The organism is Streptomyces sp. NPDC101490 (assembly GCF_044767145.1).
In the GTDB taxonomy this organism is placed as follows: Bacteria; Actinomycetota; Actinomycetes; order Streptomycetales; family Streptomycetaceae; genus Streptomyces.
In genome coordinates this window covers 58,300-80,625 of sequence record NZ_JBIWNI010000015.1, presented here as the reverse complement: position 1 = coordinate 80,625, position 22,326 = coordinate 58,300, and the positions used below count along the sequence as shown (strand labels likewise).

At 71.8% G+C, this 22,326-nt stretch carries 23 protein-coding genes and 1 riboswitch; of the genes, 1 reads left to right on the top strand and 22 read right to left on the bottom strand.

What is annotated here, in order from left to right; all coding sequences use genetic code 11:
• From ACIRQY_RS24420 to rpsB, 10 genes are all read right to left on the bottom strand, one after another.
• Complete coding sequence (locus ACIRQY_RS24420) at positions 1-648, bottom strand: dihydrofolate reductase family protein (RefSeq protein WP_351787156.1); 648 nt, start codon at positions 646-648, stop codon at positions 1-3.
• A gap of 82 nt (positions 649-730) precedes the next feature.
• A complete protein-coding gene (locus ACIRQY_RS24415) occupies positions 731-1,756 on the bottom strand; it encodes an ABC transporter ATP-binding protein (RefSeq protein ID WP_403929161.1) in 1,026 nt (341 codons plus the stop codon).
• Complete coding sequence (locus ACIRQY_RS24410; protein WP_403929329.1) at positions 1,756-3,387, bottom strand: ABC transporter permease; 1,632 nt, start codon at positions 3,385-3,387, stop codon at positions 1,756-1,758. The genes ACIRQY_RS24415 and ACIRQY_RS24410 overlap by 1 nt, the downstream gene beginning before the upstream one ends.
• Positions 3,388-3,425: 38 nt before the next feature.
• Positions 3,426-4,526, bottom strand: coding sequence for a thiamine ABC transporter substrate binding subunit (locus tag ACIRQY_RS24405; protein ID WP_403929158.1), 1,101 nt, complete (start codon positions 4,524-4,526; stop codon positions 3,426-3,428).
• 65 nt (positions 4,527-4,591) lie between these two features.
• A riboswitch (TPP riboswitch) is annotated at positions 4,592-4,702 on the bottom strand.
• A gap of 29 nt (positions 4,703-4,731) precedes the next feature.
• On the bottom strand, positions 4,732-5,844 hold the full coding sequence (rlmN, locus tag ACIRQY_RS24400) for a 23S rRNA (adenine(2503)-C(2))-methyltransferase RlmN (protein ID WP_351787164.1): 1,113 nt from the start codon (positions 5,842-5,844) through the stop codon (positions 4,732-4,734).
• A gap of 167 nt (positions 5,845-6,011) precedes the next feature.
• The gene (locus ACIRQY_RS24395) at positions 6,012-7,115 is read right to left on the bottom strand and encodes a phosphatidate cytidylyltransferase (protein WP_403929154.1); all 1,104 of its coding nucleotides are present in this window, start codon (positions 7,113-7,115) and stop codon (positions 6,012-6,014) included.
• Positions 7,115-7,672, bottom strand: a complete 558-nt coding sequence (gene frr / locus ACIRQY_RS24390; protein ID WP_351787170.1) for a ribosome recycling factor — start codon at positions 7,670-7,672, stop codon at positions 7,115-7,117. The genes ACIRQY_RS24395 and frr overlap by 1 nt, the downstream gene beginning before the upstream one ends.
• A gap of 94 nt (positions 7,673-7,766) precedes the next feature.
• On the bottom strand, positions 7,767-8,534 hold the full coding sequence (gene pyrH / locus ACIRQY_RS24385; RefSeq protein ID WP_351787173.1) for a UMP kinase: 768 nt from the start codon (positions 8,532-8,534) through the stop codon (positions 7,767-7,769).
• Between the two features lie 163 nt (positions 8,535-8,697).
• Entirely contained in the window at positions 8,698-9,534 is an 837-nt protein-coding gene (gene tsf, locus ACIRQY_RS24380) for a translation elongation factor Ts (protein ID WP_351787176.1), read from the bottom strand.
• A gap of 102 nt (positions 9,535-9,636) precedes the next feature.
• Positions 9,637-10,563 (bottom strand): 30S ribosomal protein S2, encoded by a 927-nt coding sequence (gene rpsB, locus ACIRQY_RS24375; protein WP_351787179.1) that lies wholly within the window; start codon positions 10,561-10,563, stop codon positions 9,637-9,639.
• Positions 10,564-10,818: 255 nt separating this feature from the next.
• On the opposite strand from rpsB, the gene ACIRQY_RS24370 reads away from it, so the two are divergent.
• Positions 10,819-11,451, top strand: a complete 633-nt coding sequence (locus ACIRQY_RS24370) for a M23 family peptidase (protein ID WP_403929150.1) — start codon at positions 10,819-10,821, stop codon at positions 11,449-11,451.
• 210 nt (positions 11,452-11,661) lie between these two features.
• Here the strand turns inward: ACIRQY_RS24370 and ACIRQY_RS24365 are convergent, their stop codons facing one another.
• The 12 genes from ACIRQY_RS24365 to rplS all read right to left on the bottom strand — a co-directional run bounded on the left by ACIRQY_RS24365 (position 11,662) and on the right by rplS (position 22,254).
• Complete coding sequence (locus ACIRQY_RS24365) at positions 11,662-12,243, bottom strand: helix-turn-helix domain-containing protein (protein ID WP_351787359.1); 582 nt, start codon at positions 12,241-12,243, stop codon at positions 11,662-11,664.
• A gap of 53 nt (positions 12,244-12,296) precedes the next feature.
• Entirely contained in the window at positions 12,297-13,133 is an 837-nt protein-coding gene (gene whiG, locus ACIRQY_RS24360) for an RNA polymerase sigma factor WhiG (RefSeq protein WP_351787185.1), read from the bottom strand.
• A gap of 239 nt (positions 13,134-13,372) precedes the next feature.
• Positions 13,373-14,512 carry a DNA-processing protein DprA gene (dprA, locus tag ACIRQY_RS24355; RefSeq protein WP_403929326.1) on the bottom strand — a complete coding sequence of 380 codons (1,140 nt, stop codon included), beginning with the start codon at positions 14,510-14,512 and terminating at the stop codon, positions 13,373-13,375.
• Between the two features lie 482 nt (positions 14,513-14,994).
• Entirely contained in the window at positions 14,995-16,608 is a 1,614-nt protein-coding gene (locus tag ACIRQY_RS24350) for a YifB family Mg chelatase-like AAA ATPase (RefSeq protein WP_403929147.1), read from the bottom strand.
• Between the two features lies 1 nt (position 16,609).
• On the bottom strand, positions 16,610-17,086 hold the full coding sequence (locus tag ACIRQY_RS24345; RefSeq protein WP_403929322.1) for a YraN family protein: 477 nt from the start codon (positions 17,084-17,086) through the stop codon (positions 16,610-16,612).
• A gap of 270 nt (positions 17,087-17,356) precedes the next feature.
• Complete coding sequence (locus tag ACIRQY_RS24340) at positions 17,357-17,665, bottom strand: DUF2469 domain-containing protein (protein WP_005311352.1); 309 nt, start codon at positions 17,663-17,665, stop codon at positions 17,357-17,359.
• A 55-nt stretch (positions 17,666-17,720) separates the two neighbouring features.
• Positions 17,721-18,326 (bottom strand): NUDIX hydrolase, encoded by a 606-nt coding sequence (locus tag ACIRQY_RS24335; RefSeq protein ID WP_403929144.1) that lies wholly within the window; start codon positions 18,324-18,326, stop codon positions 17,721-17,723.
• Entirely contained in the window at positions 18,323-19,093 is a 771-nt protein-coding gene (lepB, locus tag ACIRQY_RS24330; RefSeq protein WP_351787212.1) for a signal peptidase I, read from the bottom strand. The genes ACIRQY_RS24335 and lepB (ACIRQY_RS24330) overlap by 4 nt, the downstream gene beginning before the upstream one ends.
• Before the next feature lie 72 nt (positions 19,094-19,165).
• The gene (lepB, locus tag ACIRQY_RS24325; RefSeq protein WP_403929319.1) at positions 19,166-20,107 is read right to left on the bottom strand and encodes a signal peptidase I; all 942 of its coding nucleotides are present in this window, start codon (positions 20,105-20,107) and stop codon (positions 19,166-19,168) included.
• Complete coding sequence (gene lepB / locus ACIRQY_RS24320; RefSeq protein ID WP_351787218.1) at positions 20,040-21,059, bottom strand: signal peptidase I; 1,020 nt, start codon at positions 21,057-21,059, stop codon at positions 20,040-20,042. The genes lepB (ACIRQY_RS24325) and lepB (ACIRQY_RS24320) overlap by 68 nt, the downstream gene beginning before the upstream one ends.
• The gene (gene lepB, locus ACIRQY_RS24315) at positions 21,052-21,834 is read right to left on the bottom strand and encodes a signal peptidase I (protein WP_403929141.1); all 783 of its coding nucleotides are present in this window, start codon (positions 21,832-21,834) and stop codon (positions 21,052-21,054) included. Before lepB (ACIRQY_RS24315) ends, lepB (ACIRQY_RS24320) begins: the two co-directional genes overlap by 8 nt.
• Before the next feature lie 69 nt (positions 21,835-21,903).
• A complete protein-coding gene (rplS, locus tag ACIRQY_RS24310; RefSeq protein WP_053644504.1) occupies positions 21,904-22,254 on the bottom strand; it encodes a 50S ribosomal protein L19 in 351 nt (116 codons plus the stop codon).
• Positions 22,255-22,326 lie beyond the last annotated feature (72 nt).

Below are 22,326 nucleotides of genomic sequence, written 5' to 3'. Positions count from 1 at the left end.
CTACTTCCGCCAGAACAGGTGGTGGGTCACCTCACCCCCCGGGCTCGGCACCACATCGCAGTGGTACCGGTCGTACAGCTCCTCCGGCGACTCCCACAGCCGCGACCCCGACCCCAGGACCACCGGCGACACCGCCACGTGCAGGGTGTCCACCAGGCCCGCGTCCAGGAACTCCCGGACCGTCGCCGCCCCGCCCCCGAGCCGGACGTCCTTCCCGCCGGCCGCCTCCCGCGCCATCCCGAGCGCCGTCTCCGGGTCGACGTCCACGAAGTGGAACGTGGTGTCGGAGAGCGTGAACGACGGACGCGGATGATGGGTCAGGACGAACACCGGGGTACGGAACGGCGGCTCGTCGCCCCACCAGCCGCGCCACCGCTCGTCCGGCCACGGCCCGCGCTGCGGCCCGAACTTGTTCCGGCCCATGATCTCGGCGCCGATGTTCCGGGAGTAGTCCCTGGTCAGATAGTCGTCGAGGCCCCGGCTGCCGCCCGGGTCGGTCCGCATCGGCCAGCTCGCCGTGGCCCCCGCCCAACGGAACATCGTCCCCGGGTCCGCGTGCCCGAAGGGCCGCTCCAGGCTCTGCCCCTCCCCCGCCCCGAACCCGTCCGACGAGACGTTGAAGTTCTGCACTCTGAGCAACTGCGCCACGGTTCTTCCTCCCGCGCGGTCGGCACGACGCCGACGGTCAGGAGACAGACTGCCCCGCCGCCCGGAACTCATCGCGCCCGGCTCACCCGTCCGGGCCCAGCACCACCACGTCCTCCACCCGGAACTCCACCCCGACCTCGGCGCCCTCCTCCGGCGCCTCCCGCAGCGGCAGCTCCGCCTCCAGCGAGGGCCCGTCCCCCGGACACAGCCGTACGGCCACCCGGCTGCCCCGGAACGTCCGCGAAGCCACCCGCCAGCCCACGCCCTCCGGCGCGGCCACGATCCGCACCCCGCCCGGCCTGACGAGGAGCCGCCGCTCCCCCTGCGGCGAGCCCTCGGGCACCGGCATCCTCCCCCACACGGTGTCCGCGGCCCGCCCGCTCACCCGCGCCGCCACCACGTTGTCGAAACCGAGGAACCGGGCCACGAACTCCGACGCCGGACGCGCCCACACCTCCACGGGCGCACCCGTCTGGGCGATCCGCCCGTCCCGCATCACCACCACCCGGTCGGCCAGCGCGAACGCCTCGCCCTGGTCGTGGGTCACCGCCAGGACCGTCGTGCCCAGCCGCCCGAACAACTCCCGCAGCTCCACCACGAGCCGCTCCCGCAGCCCCCGGTCCAGCTGCCCCAGTGGTTCGTCCAGCATCAGCAGCCGGGGGCGCGGCGCCAGGGCCCGCGCGAGCGCCACCCGCTGCTGCTCGCCGCCGGAGAGCGCGGCCACGGAGCGCCGCCCGGCGCCCGGCAGCCCGACGAGGTCGAGCAGTTCCGCGACCCGTTCCGCCCGCTCGGTCCGGGGGACGCCGTGCATCCGCAGGCCGAAGCCGACGTTCCCGGCGACGTCCCGCTGCGGGAACAGCTGGTGGTCCTGGAACATCAGGCCCACGCCCCGCCGGTGCACCGGCACCCCGTCCTGGTCGGCCCCGGCAAGCAGCACCCGGCCGCCGTCCAGCGGCTGGAGTCCGGCCACCGCCCGCAGCAGTGTCGACTTGCCGCTGCCGCTGGGCCCGAGCACACAGACCGTCTCGTGTTCGGCGACCGCCAGGTCCACCGCGTCGAGCACGGCCCGCTCCCCGAACCGTACGGTCGCCCCTTCCAGTCTCAGCATCAGAACTCCCCGGAGGTCCGGTCGTTCCGGAGCCGTTCGAGCACCAACAGGGACACCGCGCACACCACCATGAGGATCGTCGAGAGGGCCATGGCCTGGCCGTAGTTGAGTTCGCCCGGACGTCCGAGCAGCCGCGCCACCGCCACCGGCAGCGTCGGGGCGTCGGCGCGGGCGATGAACACGGTCGCGCCGAACTCGCCCAGCGAGACGGCGAACGCGAACCCGGCGGCGACCAGCAGCGCCCGCCACACCAGCGGCAGGTCCACCTCGCGCCAGGCCCGCCACGGCGACGCGCCGAGCACCGCCGCCGCCTCCCGCAGCCGCTCGTCCACCGCCCGCAGCACCGGCAGCATCGTCCGTACCACGAAGGGGACACCGACCAGGGCCTGTGCGAGCGGTACGAGGATCCAGCTGGACCGCAGATCGAACGGCGGCTCGTCGAGCGTGATCAGGAAACCGAAGCCGACGGTCACCGCGGACACCCCGAGCGGCAGCATCAGCAGGGCGTCGAAGCCCCGGACGAGCCGCGCGGCCCGCCCGGCCCGCCCGCTCCGCCAGGTCAGCGCCGCCGCCGCGAGCCCGCCGACGAGAACCGCGATGCCGGTCGCCGCCGCCGCGTACCGCAGCGAGTTCCCGATCGCCTCCAGCGGCGGGACGAGGAAGGTGCCGGACTCGTCCAGCGTGCCGAGGGCCCGGTAGTAGCCGAGGCCGTACCCGTGGGGTCCGGCGAAGGACCGCTCCACCAGCACCCCCAGCGGCAGCAGGATCAGCAGCGCGACCGAGAGCAGCACCCCGCCGAGCAGCGTCCACTGTCCGGCGCCGCGCGGCCGGCGCGCGGTCCGCTCCGGCGGTACGAGCCGCAGCGCCGTCTCCCGGCGCCGTACCGTCCGGGCGTGCACGGCCAGGATCAGGCCCACCGCCACGAACTGCGTGAGCGTCAGGACGGCGGCCGTCGGCAGGTCGAGCAGCCGCGCGGTCTGCCGGTAGATCTCCGCCTCCAGGGTGGAGTACGCGCCCCCGCCGAGGATCTGCACGATGCCGAAGGAGGTGAACGTGAACAGGAAGACCATCAGCGCGGCGGCGGCCACCGAGGGCACGAGGGCGGGCAGCGTCACCGTCCGCCACGCCGTCCACCGCGAGGCGCCGAGGACCCGGGCCGCCTCCTCCTGGCGCGGGTCCAGCTGCGACCAGAGCCCGCCCACGGTCCGTACGACCACGGCGTAGTTGAAGAACACATGGGCGAGGAGGATCGCCCAGACGCTGGTGTCGAGCCGCAGCCCCCACAGCTCGTCCGTCAGCCCGTTCCGGCCGACGAGCGCGAGGAACGCGGTGCCGACGAGGACCGTGGGCAGCACGAACGGGACCGTGACCACGGCCCGCAGGACGCCCTTGCCCGGGAAGTCGAAGCGGGCGAAGACGTACGCCCCCGGCAGCGCGACGAGCAGGGTCAGCGCCGTCGACGCCAGCGCCTGCCAGAGCGTGAAGCCGAGGACGTCGAGGATCTCCGGGCGGGCCAGGGTGTCCCCGATCCGGCCGAGCCGCCAGCTGCCGTCGGGCCGCAGTCCCCGGTCCACGATCGACACGACGGGCCAGGCGAAGAAGACCGCGAAGAACGCGACGGGCAGGGCCATCAGGCCCAGCCGCGTCACGTTCCCTCGGACGTCGCGCCCTACTTCACGGCCAGCGACGACCACTGCTGGATCCACCCGTCACGCTTCGCGGCGATCTTCTCCGGCGCCATCGTCTCCGGCTTGTCCACGACCACGCCGTGCTTCGTGAACAGCTCGGGCAGCACCGCGTCCGTCACCACCGGGTTGACGAACATCTGGAGCGGCATGTCCTCCTGGAACGTCTTCGAGATCAGGAAGTCGATCAGCGCCTTGCCGCCCTCGGGGTTCTTCGCCCCGGTCAGCAGCCCCGCGAACTCGGTCTGCCGGAAGCAGGTGCCGGTGGACACCCCAGTCGGCGCCACCTTCGGCTGCGGCTCCCCGTAGAGCACCTCGACCGGGGGGCTGGAGGCGTACGACACGACGAGCGGCCGGTCGCCCTTGGCCTGCTTGCCCCCGGCCGAACCGGAGAACTCCTGGTTGTAGGCCAGCTCCCAGCTGTCGACGGTCTTCACGCCGTTGGCCCTGAGCTTCGACCAGTAGCCCGGCCAGCCGTCGTCGCCGTACTTGGCGGCGGTGCCGAGCAGGAAACCGAGCCCCGGGGACGACCGCTCGGGGTTCTCCACCACGAGGAGGTCCTTGTAGGCGGGCTTCACCAGGTCGTCGAAGGTGACCGGCGGCGCCAGCTTCCTGTCCGCGAAGTACTTCTTGTCGTAGTTGACGCAGATGTCCCCGGAGTCGACCGGGGTCACCCGGTGCTCCTTGTCCAGCCGGTACGCGGCCGGGACCCGGTCCAGTCCCTTCGCCTCGTACGGGACGAAGATCCCGTTGTCGAGGGCGCGGGACAGCAGCGTGTTGTCGACGCCGAAGAAGACGTCACCCTGCGGAGAGCCCTTGGTCAGGATCTCCTTGTTCACCGCCTCGCCCGCGTCCCCGCTCTTGAGGACCTTCACGGTGAATCCGGTCCGCTTCGTGAACTCCGCCAGCACCTCCTTGGAGGCGTTGAAGGAGTCGTGGCTCACGAGGGTCACGGTCTTCGGCGCGGGCGCGCCGGACTTCCCCGCCGCCTCGCGGGCGTCGTCCGCCCCGCACGCGGCCAGCGTGGTGACGCCCAGCGCCGCGACGAGCGCGACGGCGGCCGCCTTCTTGGTGCTCACTGACATTCCTCCTGGGTGTGACCAGGAAGAGACGCGGCCCCGCCCACCCGGAGGTGGGCAGGGCGCAACAGCTCGAGTTACGACCGAACTTCCTACCCAGAATGACCTGGGCGAGGTTCAGAGGGTCTGCGGCCTGACGGTCACCGCACTCTCAGCGCTGTGGCGCTCCCCTGTCGGAATATGAAGATGTGTTCGACCTCAGAGTACAAGGTCAGCGCTCGGCGGCCGCCAGCTGTCCACAGGCGCCCTCGATCTCCTGGCCCCGGGTGTCCCGCACGGTCACGGGCACCCCGTGCCGGGCGATGGCCTCGACGAACGCCTTCTCGTCCTCGGGACGGGACGCGGTCCACTTCGAGCCGGGCGTCGGGTTCAGCGGGATGAGGTTGACGTGCACCCGCTTGCCCTTGAGCAGCCGTCCGAGGAGGTCACCGCGCCAGGCCTGGTCGTTGATGTCCCGGATGAGGGCGTACTCGATCGAGATCCGGCGACCGGACTTCTCCGCGTACTCCCAGGCGGCGTCCAGGACCTCCCGCACGTTCCAGCGGGTGTTCACCGGCACCAGGGTGTCGCGCAGCTCGTCGTCGGGCGCGTGCAGGGAGACCGCGAGACGGCACTTGAAGCCCTCGTCGGCGAAGCGCAGCATCGCGGGGACGAGCCCGACGGTGGAGACGGTGATCCCGCGCTGGGAGAGGCCGAGCCCGTCCGGCTCGGGGTCGGTCAGCCGCCGGATGGCGCCGACGACCCGCTTGTAGTTGGCGAGCGGCTCGCCCATTCCCATGAACACGATGTTCGAGAGGCGGGCGGGCCCGCCGGGGACCTCGCCGTCGCGCAGCGCGCGCATCCCGTCGACGATCTGGTGCACGATCTCGGCGGTCGACAGGTTCCGGTCGAGGCCCGCCTGTCCGGTCGCGCAGAACGGGCAGTTCATCCCGCATCCGGCCTGCGAGGAGATGCACATCGTCACCCGGTCCGGGTAGCGCATGAGCACCGACTCGACCAGCGTGCCGTCGTGCAGCCGCCAGAGCGTCTTACGGGTGGTGTCGTCGTCGCAGGACAGGTGCCGCACCACCGACATCAGGTCGGGCAGCAGCTCGCCGGCCAGCTTCTCCCGCGAGGCGGCGGGGATGTCGGTCCACTCGGCGGGATCGTGCGCGTACCGCGCGAAGTAGTGCGCCGACAGCTGCTTGGCGCGGAAGGGCTTCTCACCGATGGCGGCGACGGCTTCCTTCCGCTCGGCGGGCGACAGGTCCGCGAGGTGCCGCGGCGGCTGCTTGGCACCGCGCGGGGCGACGAAAGTGAGTTCTCCGGGGGTCGGACGGGCCACGACGGGCGTCTCCTCAGGACGACGAGGTCTGGCACCACCCGACGGGCGGGGAACCACGGCGGCACACTGCCGGAGCCGGGACCTCAGGATCACCCCCGCGGCAGCGGGGCGTACGAAGGGCTCGCGACGCGGTGCGCCACGAGCCCTTCCAGAGTACCCGCTGTCCGTCAACCCGTTCCGACGAAGAGCGCGAGCAGCAGCCAGACCACCGGCGCCGTCGGCAGCAGCGAGTCCAGCCGGTCCATGATGCCGCCGTGACCGGGCAGCAGCGTGCCCATGTCCTTGATGCCCAGGTCACGCTTGATCATCGACTCGCCGAGGTCGCCGAGCGTCGCGCTCGCCGCCACCGCGAGGCCGAGGACCAGACCCTGCCACCAGACGCCGTCGTCGATCAGGAACTGCATGCACAGCGCGCCCGCCGCCATCGCGAACGTCACCGCGCCGACGAGCCCCTCACGGGTCTTTCCGGGGCTGATCCTCGGGGCCAGCTTGTGCTTGCCGAACCGCCAGCCGATCGCGTACGCCCCGGTGTCGCTGACCACGGTCAGGAGCAGGAACGTGAGGACCCGCTGCGGACCGTCGTCGGCGGCGAGCAGCAGCGCCACGAAGGTCGCCAGGAACGGCACGTAGAACGCGGCGAACACCCCCGCCGTGACGTCCCTCAGATACCCCTCGGGGGGCTCCGTCATCCGCCACACGAGCACCGCGAGCGCCGTCAGGGCCATCGCCACCCAGGCGCCCTCGGCACCCCGGAGGTAACCGGCGACGACCATCGCCGCGCCACCGACCGCGAGCGGAACCAGCGGCGCCTTGATGGCCTTGCGCTCCTGGAGACGGGAGGTCAGCTCCCACAGGCCCACGACCACGGCGACCACGAGCACGCCGACGAACGCCGGCTTCCAGAACAGCGACGCGATGATGACGACGCCGAGTCCGACCCCGACCCCTATGGCAGCGCCCAGATCGCGCCCCGCGCTCTTCTTCTGCCGGGGCTCCGACGGCGGCCCGGACGGCGGAGGCGGGGTGGGGCTGGGCATGGGCTCCTGCGGGTGCTCGTGCGGCGTCTCGTCACGGAACAGGGGACCGCTCGGGTGAGCGGCCCCCCGGCCGTGATCGTCCTGGAATCCGCCGGCGGGAACGTCGGGCACGATGGGCATGGGGCGAGTCTGCGGTGCCCCGTGCCGATCGTGTGCGGGACCCGCCGGGACGGGCCCCTGGTCGGGTCCCCCACGGCCGGAACCGGCCGGGGCCCCCCAGGATGAGTCGTTCATCAGACCTCGAGCAGCTCGGCTTCCTTGTGCTTGAGCAGCTCGTCCACCTGCGCGCCGTACTTCGCGGTGGTGTCGTCGAGCTCCTTCTCGCCGCGGCGGCCCTCGTCCTCGCCGACCTCGCCGTCCTTGACGAGCTTGTCGATGGTCTCCTTGGCCTTGCGGCGGACCGCGCGGATCGAGATCTTCGAGTCCTCGGCCTTGCCCTTGGCGACCTTGATGTACTCCCGGCGGCGCTCCTCCGTCAGCTCGGGGAACACCACCCGGATGATGTTGCCGTCGTTGCTCGGGTTGACCCCGAGGTCCGAGTCGCGGATGGCCTGCTCGATGTTGCGCAGCGCGCTCTTGTCGAACGGGGTCACCACGGCCATCCGGGGCTCCGGGACGGAGAAGGAAGCCAGCTGGTTGATGGGGGTGATGGCGCCGTAGTAGTCCGCCACGATCTTGTTGAACATCGCCGGGTGCGCACGGCCGGTGCGGATCGCGGCGAAGTCCTCCTTGGCGACCACGACGGCCTTCTCCATCTTCTCCTCGGCCTCGAGGAGGGTCTCTTCGATCACCACTTGCTCCTGCGTGTCGTCGCGTTGGGTCCTGCACGGTGTACGACCGGCAGGGCTCTGTCCATCCCCTTGCGGGGGGTTTCCCCGGTTCGGGTCAGGCCCGGGTGCCCTGGTCGCTCACGAGCGTGCCGATCTTCTCACCCTTCACCGCGCGAGCGATATTGCCCGCGGTGAGGAGTTCGAAGACGAGGATCGGGAGGTTGTTGTCCCGGCACAGCGTGATGGCGGTGGCGTCCGCGATCTTGAGGTCGCGGGAGATCACCTCGCCGTACTCCAGCGCGTCGAACTTGACCGCGTCGGGGTTGGCCCTGGGGTCGGAGTCGTAGACGCCGTCCACGCCGTTCTTGCCCATCAGCAGGGCTTCGGCGTCGATCTCCAGGGCACGCTGGGCGGCGGTCGTGTCGGTGGAGAAGTACGGCATGCCCATGCCCGCGCCGAAGATCACGACGCGCCCCTTCTCCAGGTGGCGCACGGCGCGCAGCGGGATGTACGGCTCGGCGACCTGCCCCATGGTGATGGCGGTCTGGACGCGGGAGTCGATGCCTTCCTTCTCCAGGAAGTCCTGGAGGGCGAGGCAGTTCATCACGGTGCCGAGCATTCCCATGTAGTCGGAGCGGGCCCGGTCCATGCCGCGCTGCTGGAGCTCGGCGCCCCGGAAGAAGTTGCCACCGCCGATGACCACCGCGATCTCCGCGCCGTCGCGGACCACGGCCGCGATCTCACGCGCGACCGCGTGCACGACGTCGGGGTCGACGCCGAGGCCGGTACCGCCGGAGAATGCCTCTCCTGACAGCTTCAGCATGAAGCGGCCGGTCCTGCTACCGGTGCCGCTGTTGTCGCCCTGTACGGCGCCCTGGTTCATGGAGATCTCCTCGTGCACATACGAAGGAGGCCATTGCCTTGGGTCCTCGCGGTATCCCGTGCGGCAATGGCCTCCTCGTCAGATCTGCGGTCGTCCTGCGCGGGCGCGGACGACTGCTTCAGACCCTATCGGGGTCCGGTGTCCGTCGCGTTCGCGGACGGACTCAGATGCCGACCTTGATGCGGGTGAAGCGCTTCAGGGTGACACCGGCCTCGTCCAGGATCTGCTGGACCGACTTCTTGTTGTCCAGGGCGTACGCCTGGCCGAGCAGCGTGGCGTCCTTGAAGAAGCCGTTGACGCGACCCTCGACGATCTTCGGGAGCGCGGCCTCGGGCTTGCCCTCGGCGCGGGTGGTCTCCTCGGCGACGCGACGCTCGGTCTCGACGACCTCGGCCGGGACGTCCTCACGGGTGAGGTACTTCGGCGCGAAGGCGGCGATGTGCTGGGCGACACCCTTGGCGACGTCGGCGTCGGCCTTGTCGAACTCGACGAGGACACCGATCTGCGGCGGCAGGTCGGGCATCGTGCGGTGCATGTACGCGTAGACGAAGCCGTCGGCGTACTGCGCGAAGCGGTCGAGGACGATCTTCTCGCCGAGGTTGGCGTTGGCCTCGTCGACGTACGCCTGCACGGTCTTGCCGGCCTCGATCTCGGAGGCGAGCAGCGCCGCCAGATCGGCCGGGGCGGTGGCGGCGACGTGCTTGGCGAGCTCGGCGGCGACGGCCTGGAACTTGTCACCCTTGGCGACGAAGTCCGTCTCGCACTTCAGCTCGACGAGGACACCGGAGGTGTTGTCGTCGGCGATGAGGGAGACCACGGCGCCGTTCTCGGCAGAGCGGCCCTCGCGCTTGGCGACGCCCTTCTGACCCTTGATGCGCAGCGCCTCGACGGCCTTGTCGACGCTGCCGTCGGCCTCGTCCAGGGCCTTCTTGCAGTCCATCATGCCGGCGCCGGTGAGCTCGCGGAGCTTCTTGACGTCAGCGGCGGTGTAGTTCGCCATGAGTCTGTTTCTCTCTCGAAGTCTGAAAGATCGGGCGGGTCCACGGGTGGACGGCGGGGGCTTCGTGGGCCCCCGCCGTCACCACCCGAAGGTCCTGAAGGGTCAGGCCTGCTCGGCGTCGGCGGCCGGAGCCTCGACGGCCTCGACGGCGGCCGGGGCCTCGGTGGCCTCGGCGTCCGCGACCTTCTCGGTCTCGGCGGAGGTCTGGACCTCGGCGACCTCAGCGGCCTCGACGGTCTCGTCGGCCTTCTTGTCGCCCTCGAGCAGGTCGCGCTCCCACTCGGCGAGCGGCTCGCCCGCGGCCTTCTCGCCCGGCTTCGAGTCACCGGTCGCGGCACCGGAGCGGGCGATGAGGCCCTCGGCGACGGCGTCGGCGATCACGCGGGTGAGCAGGGTGACGGAGCGGATGGCGTCGTCGTTGCCCGGGATCTTGTAGTCGACCTCGTCGGGGTCGCAGTTGGTGTCGAGGATCGCGACGACCGGGATGCGGAGCTTGCGCGCCTCACCGACGGCGATGTGCTCCTTCTTGGTGTCGACGATCCAGACGGCGCTCGGGACCTTCTGCATCTCGCGGATGCCACCGAGGGTCTTCTCGAGCTTGGTCTTCTCGCGGGAGAGGACCAGGAGCTCCTTCTTGGTGAGGCCGGAGGCGGCCACGTCCTCGAAGTCGATCTGCTCGAGCTCCTTGAGGCGCTGCAGACGCTTGTAGACGGTCGAGAAGTTGGTGAGCATGCCACCGAGCCAACGCTGGTTGACGTAGGGCATGCCGACGCGCGACGCCTGCTCGGCGATGGCCTCCTGCGCCTGCTTCTTCGTACCGACGAACATGATCGAGCCACCGTGCGCGACGGTCTGCTTGACGAACTCGAAGGCGCGGTCGATGTACGACAGCGACTGGAGCAGGTCGATGATGTAGATGCCGTTGCGCTCGGTGAAGATGAAGCGCTTCATCTTCGGGTTCCAGCGACGGGTCTGGTGACCGAAGTGGACGCCGCTCTCCAGCAGCTCCCGCATCGTGACGACGGCCATGGCCATCTCCTTGGTTTTCTCGGTTGTTTTGTCCTGACGCCCCGGCGCGCCATGCCCACGAGGGACCGAAAGGCGCTGCCACGGCCGGTGAGGGCAGTGGCGGGGCGTGCGAAGTCGACCCGGTGACCCGGGTCGCCATAGGAAGTGTACGGGACCGGTGGAGCAGCGGGTGACGGCGCTGTCCACAACGGGTGGGCGGTCCACAGGAACCGCCGGGGCCCGGCGGAGGGCGGGACGGGACGGGAGCCTGGCTCCATGTCTCTCACCACCGCGGTCCTGACCCTCGCCCTGACCCTGCCCCTGCCCTCCGGGCTCCTGGGGCCCTTTCCCGGCCCGATGGGGCACGGCTCCGGCGCTCCCGGATACGGCTCCGGCACTCCGGGGTTCGGCTCCGGCTCTCCGGGGTTCGGCTCCCCCGGGCCCGGCTCCGTGTGGCCGGTGGGGCCTCCGCCTCCGCCGGTCCTGCGGGGCTGGGAGCCGCCGCCCGGTCCCTACGCCCCCGGCCACCGCGGGGTGGATCTCGCCGCCGTGGCGGGCACCCCGGTGCTGGCGCCGGTCGCGGGCACGGTCTCCTTCGCGGGCCCCGTGGGCGGCCGGGGCGTCCTCACCCTGACGCTGCCGGCGGGGGCTGGGACGGGGATGGGGACGGGGCCAGGGGTGCCCCCACTGCGCACCACGTTCTCGCCGGTGGTTCCCCTGGTGGCGGTGGGTGACCGGGTCGCTCCCGGCACTCCGGTCGCCCGGGTCGCCCCCGGCGCCCACTGCGCGCGGGACTGTCTCCACTGGGGCCTGCTGAGGGGCGAGCGGTATCTGAACCCGCTCGTCCTCATGGAACGCGAACCGTCCCGCCTGCTACCGCTCCCGCCCCTGCCCCCGTACGCCGACTGAGACCGATGGCAGGGATGCTCCTGAGAGGGATGGCTCGTGGGGCTGGGGGCTCACGGTGTGGTGCCCGGTGAAAGCTCCGGGGTCCTGTGGCTCTGGAGGCTCGCAACGGGACGAAGCCCCGTAATGCCCCGTGATGCCCCCTTGCCCCGGACGGCCCGGCCCGTCGATGGGCTCTCTCCCCGGAGGAGGGAGCGTCCGGTGCCGACCGGCTCAGGCCGCGGAGCCGCCGTCGGCGACCCCGTTGACTCCGTGCAGGGCCATGGCGACCGCCGCCTCGGCGATCTCCGTCGGATCCTCGGCCACGCCGAGTTCGATACGGCGGACGGCCGCGTCGACGACGCCCTGGAGGAGCATGGCACCGAGGCGGGGCTGCCGCTGGCCCAGCTCCGCGAGGGCCTCGACGATCATCGCGACGAGACCGCCGTGGGCGGCCCGGATCTTCTCGCGGGCTCCGTCGTCCAGCTCGCTGGCCGAAATGGCGACGACCGCGCGGTGACGCCGGTCGCCGACCAGTTCCAGCTGGGTGCGGACGTACGCCTCGACCTTGCCCTGCGGGGTCCCGGCACCGTCCATGGCCAGCTCGACCTCGGCGGCCCAGACGGGGAAGTCGACGGCGCACAGTTCCTCGACCACGGCCGCGCGCGACCGGAAGTACTCGTACACGGAGGAACGGGCCAGGCCCGTCCGCTCGGCGAGGGCGGGGAAGGTCAACGCCTCCGTACCACCCTCGGACAGCAGGGATCGCGCGGCGTCCAGGAGGGCGCCGCGCTGCATCGTCCGGTGCTCGGCCACCGAGGCCGCTCGAATCCTGGGCACGGGTCCACTGTACGACCGGCCGGCGGCGGTCAGCGTCCGACGTCGGCCAGCTTGGCCCGGAGCTGGAGGACGGACTTGGTGTGGATCTGGCTGACACGGCTCTCGGTGACGCCGAGGACATGGCCGATCTCGGCCAGGGTGAGGCCCTCGTAGTAGTAGAGCGTGACGACGGTCTTCTCCCGCTCGGGGAGCGTGTTGATGGCGCGGGCGAGCAGTCGGCGCAGTTCGCGGCCCTCGGCGACCTCGACCGGGTTGTCGGCGGCCGTGTCCTCCAGGGTGTCCATCAGGGAGAGCCGGTCGCCGCCCTCGCCGCCGACGTGCAGGAGCTCTTCCAGGGCCACGACGTTCGCCAGGGACAACTGGCTGAAAACCGCGTGCAGTTCCTCCAGCGTGATGTCCATCTCGGCGGCCACCTCGCTCTCCGAGGGGGTACGCCTGAGCTGGGCTTCGAGGGTGGCGTAGGCGCGCTCGACGTTGCGCGCCTTCTGGCGCACCGAGCGGGGGATCCAGTCGAGAGCGCGCAGTTCGTCGATCATGGCGCCGCGGATCCGGGTGATCGCGTAGGTCTCGAACTTGATGGCACGCTCGACGTCGAACTTCTCGATGGCGTCGATGAGGCCGAAGACCCCGGAGGAGACGAAGTCGGCCTGTTCCACATTGGACGGGAGGCCGACACTGACGCGTCCGGCGACATATTTGACGAGCGGCGAGTAGTGCAGGATCAGCTGCTCCCGCAGGCGCTCGTCTCCCGTGTCCTTGTACGACCGCCAGAGCTCGTCGAGGGAGGTCGGTGCGGGTGGTCGCACGGTGCCCCGGGCTGCTGGGGGCACCGCAGCGCGGTCAGACCCGGAGGTGTGCTGGGGCATGTGTTGCCTTGAGCCGTTCTGCTGTCGGATGTGCAGATGTGGGTGTCCTGGGGGGAATCCTGGTGAGCGTAGCGTGAGTGGGCCGTAGCGGTGAGCGAACGTCGGTGGATCGCGCCGCGCCGGGGGACCACCGTCGTTCATGCCTTCGAACCCGGGCCGTGGCGCGCGTCGGCCCTCCGGGTGCCGCCGAGAGAACTCGCTTGTTCATCTCCATCACCCTTTCACCCGAATGCTCCGGGTCAAGTACCGCCTCGCCGCGCGTTCGACGTCAGGGTGGCGGTGTTCGTCAACCGCCAGCCCTCCCCGTGCCGTTGCACGAAGCCCAGGGAGTGCAGTTCGTAGAGCCTGGCGAGGGTGTCGTCGGGGGCGGTCCCGGCCCGCCGGGCGATGACGGTCGCGGGAGTGGGTCCACCGGCGGGCACCGCTTCGAGGACCTGCCGGGCGGCGGGGGCGAGGAGGTCTCGGGGAAGGACGGGCCCCCGGCGTGTCGGGGCGAGCTGCCCCATGGCTCCCACGAGTTCGACGACCTCGTCGGCGTCGCTGACCAGGGTGGCCTCGCCCCGCAGGAGTTCGTGGACTCCGGCGGAGAGCCCGCTGGTGACGGGGCCGGGGACACCCATGGTGTGGCGGCCCAGACGCGCGGCGACGCGGGCGGTGACGAGGGAGCCGCTGCGGTGCCGCGCCTCGATGACGACGGTCCCCCGGGTGAGGGCGGCGATGAGCCGGTTGCGGAGGATGAAGCGGCTCGGCGTGGGATGACTCCCCGGCGGCAACTCCCCCACCACCAGGCCCTGTTCGGCGATACGATCGATGAGCTGCTGATGGCCCCGGGGGTAGGCGGTGTCGACGCCGCAGGCGAGGACGGCGACGGTGGCGCCGCCCGCGGCGAGCGCGCCCCGGTGGGCGGCGCCGTCGATGCCGTAGGCAGCTCCGGAGACGACGACCCAGCCCTGGCGGGCGAGGCCCGTGGCGAGGTCGGTGGCGGTGTGGGCGCCGTACGGGGTGCAGGCGCGCGCGCCGACCAGGGCGACCGACCGGAGGGCCCAGGTCCGCAGGTCGGCGGGGCCCCTGACCCAGAGGCCGAGGGGGCGGGTGTCTCCGAGGTCGTCGAGTTGACGCGGCCATTCGATGTCCCCGGGGACGACGAACCGGCCACCGAGCCGGTGCACGGCGTCGAGGTCACGGACGGGGTCGGCGGAATTGGCACGGATACGCCAAGACGCGACGCGTTTCGCCCCGGTCCCGGGGAAGGGGTCGTCGCCCGGCCCCGGGAACGCACCGCTCATGGCCGATGCCAGAGCCGATGCCAGAGAGGTGTGCGTGAGGGATGGGGCCCTGGTGGCACCGGCGGAACCTGCGGCATCCGGGACAGCCGGGATACCGGGGAGAACCGGGACAGCCGGGATACCGGGGAATACCGGGACAGCCGGAATAGCCGAAAGGCCAGTGGCACCGGGGACGCCCGGCCTCCCGGCGGCCTCCCGGGCCCTGCTGCCACCCGAGACGTCCGGGGCGCCGTAGGCATCCGAGACGTCCGGGGCGCCAGAGCTGCCCAGAGCACCTGAGCTGCCTGAGCCGCCTGAGCCGCCTGAGCCGCCTGAGGCATCCAAGCGGCCCGGGATGCCCGAGACATCTGCGGCGCCTGAGGCGTCCAGGGCGTCCGGGCCGCCCGTGAGGTACCGAGCGGTGTGGGGTTCCCGGTCCTCCCCGGCGCCGGGTCGGGCCGGTGTCCCGAGGAGGTGGGCGAGGAAGCCGATGGCTCCGTACCGGCGGAGCCATCGTCCCGCGTGTTCGTCGCCGGGCTCGACGGCCCGGCTGAGGGCGGCGCGGGCGAGCCGCTCGTCGGTGGAGGGCCGGAGGGTCATGAGCGCTCCCCCGTCGTGACGGGAACGCCCCGGGGGACGCCGGTGCGCAGTTCGAGGGCGAGGGCGACGTCCTGGTGGTCGGGCCGGTCGTGGCCCGCGAGGTCCGCGAGGGTCCAGGCGACCCGGAGGACCCGGTCGATCCCCCGGGCGGTGAGCAGCCCGCGCTCCATGTCGCGCTCCGCCTCGACGAGGGCCCCGGAAGCCGCCGGGTACCGGGTGCGCAGTTCGTGGCCGGGGATCTCGCTGTTGACCCGCCAGGGGGTGTCGGAGAGGCGCGCGGCGGCGCGGGCGCGGGCCTCTCCGACACGTTCGGCGACGGCGGTGGTGCTCTCGCCCCGGCCGCCCCTGCCGAGGAGGTCGGCGCGGGTGACGGGTTCGGCTTCGATCCGGAGGTCGACGCGGTCGAGGAGGGGTCCGGAGAGACGCGCCTGGTAGCGGCGGACGACAGCGGCGGTGCATTCGCAGCCGGAGCCGTGCCGGGTGTGGCGCCCGCAGGGGCAGGGATTGGCCGCCAGGGCGAGGAGGAAGCGGGCGGGGAGCCGGACGACTCCGGCGGCGCGGGCGATGACGACGTGTCCGGACTCCAGGGGCTGGCGGAGGGCGTCGAGTGCCTTTCCCGAGAATTCGGGAGCTTCGTCCAAGAAGAGGATGCCCCGGTGGGCGAGGGAGACGGCGCCGGGTCGTGGGAGGCCGTTCCCGCCGCCGACGAGGGACTGCATGGTGGCGGAGTGGTGGGGTGCGCAGTAGGGGGCGCGGCGGACGAGGGGCTGGCCCGGCGGGAGGAGGCCCGCGACGGAGTGGACGGCGGTGACTTCGAGGGCTTCCTGTCGGGTGAGGGGCGGGAGGATGCCGGGGAGCCGCTCGGCCAGCATGGTCTTCCCCGCGCCGGGCGGGCCGGAGAGGAGCAGGTGGTGGCTGCCCGCCGCGGCGACTTCGAGGGCGCGGCGGGCCCGGTGCTGTCCGGCGACGTCGGCCAGGTCGGGGCCTTCGGCCGGGTCGGCGTCGAGTCCGGTGCCGAGGCCCGCGCCGGGGACGAGGAGCCCGGCGAGCATGGAGTCCGGGCGGCCCTCCTCGGTGGGTTCCTCCTCGGGAACGGGTTCGTCGGTGAGGACCGCGATGAGCTGGCGGAGGCTGCGGATGCCGAGGACGGAGACGCCGGGGACGAGGGACGCCTCGCCTGCGGTCTGTTCGGGGACGACGACCTGCTGGTACCCGGCGTCGGCCGCGGCGAGGACGGCGGGGAGGACGCCGCGGACGGGCCGGACGCGCCCGTCGAGTCCCAGCTCGCCGATGAGGACCAGGTCGGCGATGGTGCGCGGGTCGATCCGTTCGGCCGCGGCGAGCACCGCTGCGGCGACGGCCAGATCGAATCCGGAACCCCCCTTGGGGACGGACGCCGGGCTGAGGCCGACGGTCAGCTTCTTCTGGGGCCACTCGGCGCCGGAGTTGGCGACGGCGGCGCGGACACGGTCACGGCTCTCGGTGAGGCTCTTGTCGGGGAGACCGACCAGGGTGAAGGCGGCGACGCCCGGTTCGAGGTCGGCCTGGACCTCGACGACGACGCCTTCGACGCCGACGAGGGCCACGGAGCAGGTGCGGGCGAAGCCCATCTCAGGCCACCCCCCGGGCGTGGGTGAGGACGGGGGCGCCCCGCCGGGGAAGGACGATGCCGACGAGGTCGATCCGGATGCCGCCGTCGGGCGCGGGGGTGTCCGTGCGGTCGAGCCAGCAGTCGGCGAGGCGGCGCAGGCGCGCGGCCTTGCGCGGTGTGACGGCGGCCATCGGGTGCTCGTAGGCGCCGTGGCGTCGGGTCTTGACCTCGCAGATCACCAGGGTGTCGTGATCCCGGGCGACGATGTCGATCTCGCCGGTGCGACCGCACCGCCAGTTGCGGGCGAGGATGCGCAGTCCGGTGGCGGTGAGCCGTCGGGCCGCCAGCTCCTCGCCGTACCGCCCGAGGGCCCGGGTCGCGTGTGACCTGCCCGTCCCGCCCGGCGGCCGGACCGTGCCGCTCGTCGGGGCCGTACCCCGTGTCCCGTGCGCGGGGCACGTGCGGTCCGCCGGGCAGGTGCGGTCCGCCGAGGGCACCCGCCCCGTGCGGGGCGCCGGGTCCGTGCCGGATTCCTGGTCCGCGGGTCCGGCGCGATCCGCGGATCCGTGGAAATCGGTGGGTCCGGTGCGAGCGGTCGGTCCGGTGGGTCCGGTGCGATCCGCAGGGCCCGTGCGGCTGGTCTCGTGGGTCGTGTTCATGTGACCACCTCCGTCACCGACTGTGACGGAGGCAGGCGGATCGTGTGCGGCGCTGTGGACGGCCGGAGACCTGTGGAGAACCCGCTCACCCGGGCGGGTGAGGCGGGGTCAGCTGCCGGGCAGTTCGAGGTCGCTCTTGTTGAGCTCCTCGATGTTCACGTCCTTGAAGGTGAGGACACGGACCTGCTTGACGAACCTGGCCGGCCTGTACATGTCCCAGACCCAGGCGTCGGCCATGCTCACCTCGAAGAAGACCTCGCCCTGGACCGAGTGGACCTGCATCTCGTAGTCGTTGGTGAGATAGAAGCGCCGCTCGGTCTCGATCACGTATTTGAACAGCCCGACGACGTCGCGGTACTCCCGGTAGAGCTTCAGCTCCATCTCGGTCTCGTACTTCTCGAGGTCCTCGGCGCTCATGGCATGTTCCCCTTCAGCCGTGCGTCCCCCCATTGTGCGCCAACCGTCCGCGCCCCTAGACGATTTCAGGGGCGAGGACCACCGGCGCACTCGGAGGTCCCTCGTCGAGCAGCGTGCGCAGCAGCTCGGCGAGTCTGGTCGGGTACACCGTCTCATGGGCCGCGGACAGTTCGGCGGAGGTCCACCATCTGAGGCCCGTGACGCTGCGCGTCTCCAGCTCGGTGAGCGCCTCGGGCCGGGGCTCGGCCTCGGGTCCCCGGGTGCGGGCCAGGTAGTACCACTCGTCCTGCTCCCAGCGCCGCCCGTCGAAGGGGAAGGCGCAGTACCGCTTCCAGAGCACCGGGCCGAGGTCCACCTCGGTGATGCCGGTCTCCTCGGCGAGTTCGCGCCGGGCGGCCTCCTCGTGGCTCTCGGTGCCTTCGAGACCGCCGCCGGGGGTGAACCACCAGGTGTCCCCGGGGTCGTCGGGCTCCCGTCCGTGCATGAGGAGGACCCGGTCGTCGGGGTCGAGGAGGATCACCCGCGCGACCCTGCGCCGGGCCACGTCCCCGCCCCCGGACTCCGTCGTCCCTTCCCCGCCCCCGGACTCCGTCGTCCCTTCCCCGCCTCCGGGCCCCACCGGGCCCGTGGTCACGTCGGTCCCGCCGTCCGTCTCCGTCATGTCCCCACCCTCTCGCGCCGCCCGGCCGTCCGGGGGTCCGTCGGGGGCCGCTTCGTGAAGAGCCGGGCGACCGGTCCGTACGCGGCCCCGAGGAGGATCAGGACGGCTCCGGCGACGACGGCGGTGAGGAGGGGGCGTACGGGCCCCGGTTCGGAGACACCGCCCGGCAGTCCGGCGAAGCCCGTGGGCCGGTCCAGCAGTCCCTCGGCGGGCCAGACGACCGCGTCGACACGGGCGACGACGGCGGAACGGGGCACGGAGCCCTGCCCGGCGTCCTGGAGGTGGGTCCGGGAGTCCAGGGAGGTGAACCGGTCGTCGCCGAGCAGGAAGAGCGCGTCCCCCGGGACGGTGGCGGAGAAGCGGGTGGCGGAGGCGACGACCCGCCCGCCGGGGCCGGGGCTCAGATAGGGCTCCCGGACGGGTGTGCCGTCGACGGTGAGGCGGCCGTCGCGGTCGCAGCAGGCGACGGTGTCCCCGCCGACGGCGACGACCCGCTTGACCATGGGTGAGTCGCCCCAGAGCGGGTCGTGGAAGACGACGACGTCCCCCCGGCGCACCTCGGCGCCGTCGACGCGTTCGGCGAGGACGCGGGAGCCGACGTCGAGGGTGGGGGTCATGGAGTCGGTGGGGACGGTGTACGGCCGGTAGGCCAGGGCCCCCCAGACGAATCCGCCGAGGAAGAGCACACAGCCGACGGCCACGGCCAGTCCCGACAGCACGCTGCCGGAACGACCGTGGCCGCCCTTCGTCCGTATGTTTCCGCTCATGTGCGCATCCCGGGGTTCGGTGACGGGTGCCGGTCCGTCGACGGTCCGGGACGGCACCCTACCCGCGGGGCGCTACTCGGCGGTATGCCGGTCGGCGATCTTCTTCCTGCGCCACAGGAGCAGCGGCAGGGCTCCGGCGACGCTCACCGCGCCGAGCGGGGCGACGGCCATGGCCTTGTTGAGCTCGGCGTTGTCGAAGATGCCCGGTACCGGCAGGGTCGCCCAGCGGGTCACCGGCCAGGCGATGACCACGGCACGGCCGACGACCTCGTCGCTGGAGACGGTGCCGCCGCCGGGGAGCTGCTGGTGGAAGCGGGAGTCCAGGGAGTTCTGCCGGTTGTCGCCCATGACCCAGATGCGGCCCTCGGGGACCTTGATCGGGCCGAAGGAGTCCTGGCAGGGCAGCGAGCCGGGGTAGAGGTACGAGGTCTCGTCGAGCGCGACGCCGTTGAGGACGACCTTGCCGCCCTCCTTGCAGGAGACGGTGTCACCGCCGACGGCGATGACGCGCTTGATGAGGTCCTTCTCCTCGGCGGACGGCATGAGTCCGATGAAGCTGAGGAACTTCTGGACCACGTTGGGCTCGGGGGCCGTCTGGCCTTCGAGCCAGCCGCCCGGGTCGTGGAAGACGACGACCTCGCCGCGTTCGGGCTCGGAGCCGAACCAGGGGGTGAGCTTGTCGACGAGGACCCGGTCGCCCTTCTGGAGGGTGTTCATCATCGATTCCGAGGGGATCGAGAACGCCTGGACCAGGAAGGTCTTGATCAGCAGGGCGAGCACGAGGGCGATGCCGACGAGGAGCGGCAGTTCCTTCCAGAAGGAACGCTGCTTCTTGGGGCCCCTGCCGGCCCCGCCCGCCGTGTCGTCGTCCCCGGGGGCGCCGCCGCCCGGTGTGCCGCCGTCCGGCTGCGTCTGCTCGTCACCCGTCACGTCGTCACCCGTCGTGTCATCGCGGAAGGCCCCGTCGGCCCCCTTGTCGGGCCCATCGTGTCCGGATCGTGCGCCGACGGCCAAATCCCCCACATCCACTCCTCAGTCCGTGCGAACGCCCGCCCCGGAACAGGGACAGGCCCACCACTCCCATAACGAGCAGAAGTTCCGCAGGGGTCGGGAGTCCGGGGAATCCGTTCAGATTCCGCTGGGACACACTATGCGACAGATCGTTCATGGAATCGGAACTCGTACGGTTGTCCGGGACGGTGGCGAAGGTGTCCCGTTCCTCCAGGCTCCGCCAGTGTCCGAAGGGCCAGGCGATCACCACGGCACGCCCCACGACCTGCTCCTCGGCGACGGTTCCGTGGTCCTTCCCGTCGAGGTGGAAACGGGAGTCCGCCGAGTCGGAGCGGTGGTCGCCGAGGACGAAGATCCGGCCCCGGGGGACCTCGACCGCGAACGGGATGCTGGACGGCGGGTTCCCCGGATGCAGGTACGGCTCGTCCAGGGGTACGCCGTTGACGGTGAGGCGGCCGTCCTTGTCGCAGCAGACCACCCGGTCGCCACCGACGCCGATCACTCTTTTGATGAGGTCGCGGTCGTCGGCCGAGGGGAGCAGCCCGATGAAGGTGAGGGCCTGCTTGGCCTGCTTGACGCCGACGGGGTCGTCGGCGGGCGGGACGGTGTCCGGCGGGAGCCAGCCGCCGGGGTCCTTGAAGACGACGACGTCGCCGCGCTGGGGGCGGGAGCCGAACCAGGGGGTGAGCTTGTCGACGAGGACCCGGTCGGAGATCCGGATCGTCTGCTCCATCGAACCGGAGGGGATGACGAACGCCTGGACCAGGAAGGTCTTGAGGACCAGCGCGATCAGCACCGCCACCGTGACCAGGACGGGGATCTCCCGGAGCGCGGAGCGCTGCCGCCGTCGCTTGACCTTGCGGGCGAGCCTGCGCCGGTCGGCCCGGCCCGGCAGCACCTGACCGCCGTCCGGTTCGGCGGCGCGACCGCCCGGTGGCCGCCCCCGGCTACCCATGGGCGCCCGTTCCGTGCCCGCCCGGGGGCGGACCCGGTACGGCGTCGAAGGCTCCGCTGCCCGCCACGCCGGACCAGCGGCCGAAGGGCCAGGCGATCCAGTCGGCCCGGCCGATGACCCGGTCGACGGGGACCATGCCCCCGCCGGGGCTGCCGAGGTGGTCGCGGGAGTCGCTGGACTGGCCGCGGTGGTCGCCCATCATCCAGAGCCGGTCGGGCGGGACCACGATGTCGAAGGGCACGCTGGACGGCTGGTCGCCGAGCATCACGTACCGCTCCTGGACGGGAACGCCGTTGACGGTCAGCCGGCCGTCCTTGTCGCAGCAGACCACCCGGTCGCCGCCGACGCCGATCACCCGCTTCACGAAGTCGGTCTCGTCGGGCTCGGCGAGCCCCAGGGCGGCGGCGCCGTCGCGCAGGAAGCCGGTGACCGGATCGCCCTGCGGCTGTTCCCGTACGAAGGAGCCGGTGCCGTCGAAGACGACGACGTCCCCCCGGCGCGGCTCGTCGCCGAAGCGGTACGCCAGTTTGTTGACCAGGATGCGGTCGCCGACCTGGAGCGTCGGCTCCATGGAGCCGCTCGGGATCAGGAAGGGCTGGAGCACGAAGTGGCTGAGGAGCAGCAGGAAGACGACGCAGGCGCCCCCCACGAAGGCCGTGCGCCGCCGGGAGGACGGGGGTCCGGGCTCGGGGTCCCCGGAAACGCGCGCGGAGCGCGACCCGTCCTCCGTCTCGGAAGAAGGGTCGCGCTCCGTGGGCTGTGCTTCGGTGTCCATCGCTGGCAGAGCCTATCCGGCCTGCCTGTGCGGGGCCCCGGAAGCTCAGGGCGTGCCGGGAGCCGGGGCTCAGCGGTCGCGCTTCTCCTTGATCTTGGCAGCCTTGCCGCGCAGCTCGCGCAGGTAGTAGAGCTTGGCGCGACGGACGTCACCGCGGGTCACGAGCTCGATCTTCTCGAAGATCGGGCTGTTGACCGGGAAGGTGCGCTCGACACCGACGGAGAACGAGACCTTGCGGACCGTGAAGGTCTCGCTGACGCCCGAGCCCTGACGGCGGATGACGACACCCTTGAACTGCTGGATGCGGGAGCGGCTGCCTTCGATGACGCGCACGTGGACGTTCACGGTGTCGCCGGGGCGGAAGGCGGGGAGGTCGGAGCGGAGCGAACCCGCGTTGACCTGGTCGAGCAGGGAGGCCATGGAGGTCTCTTTCCTCGCTGATGCCACAGGCCATCAGCGGTGCGTTCGAAGATGATGATGTGATGTCGGCCG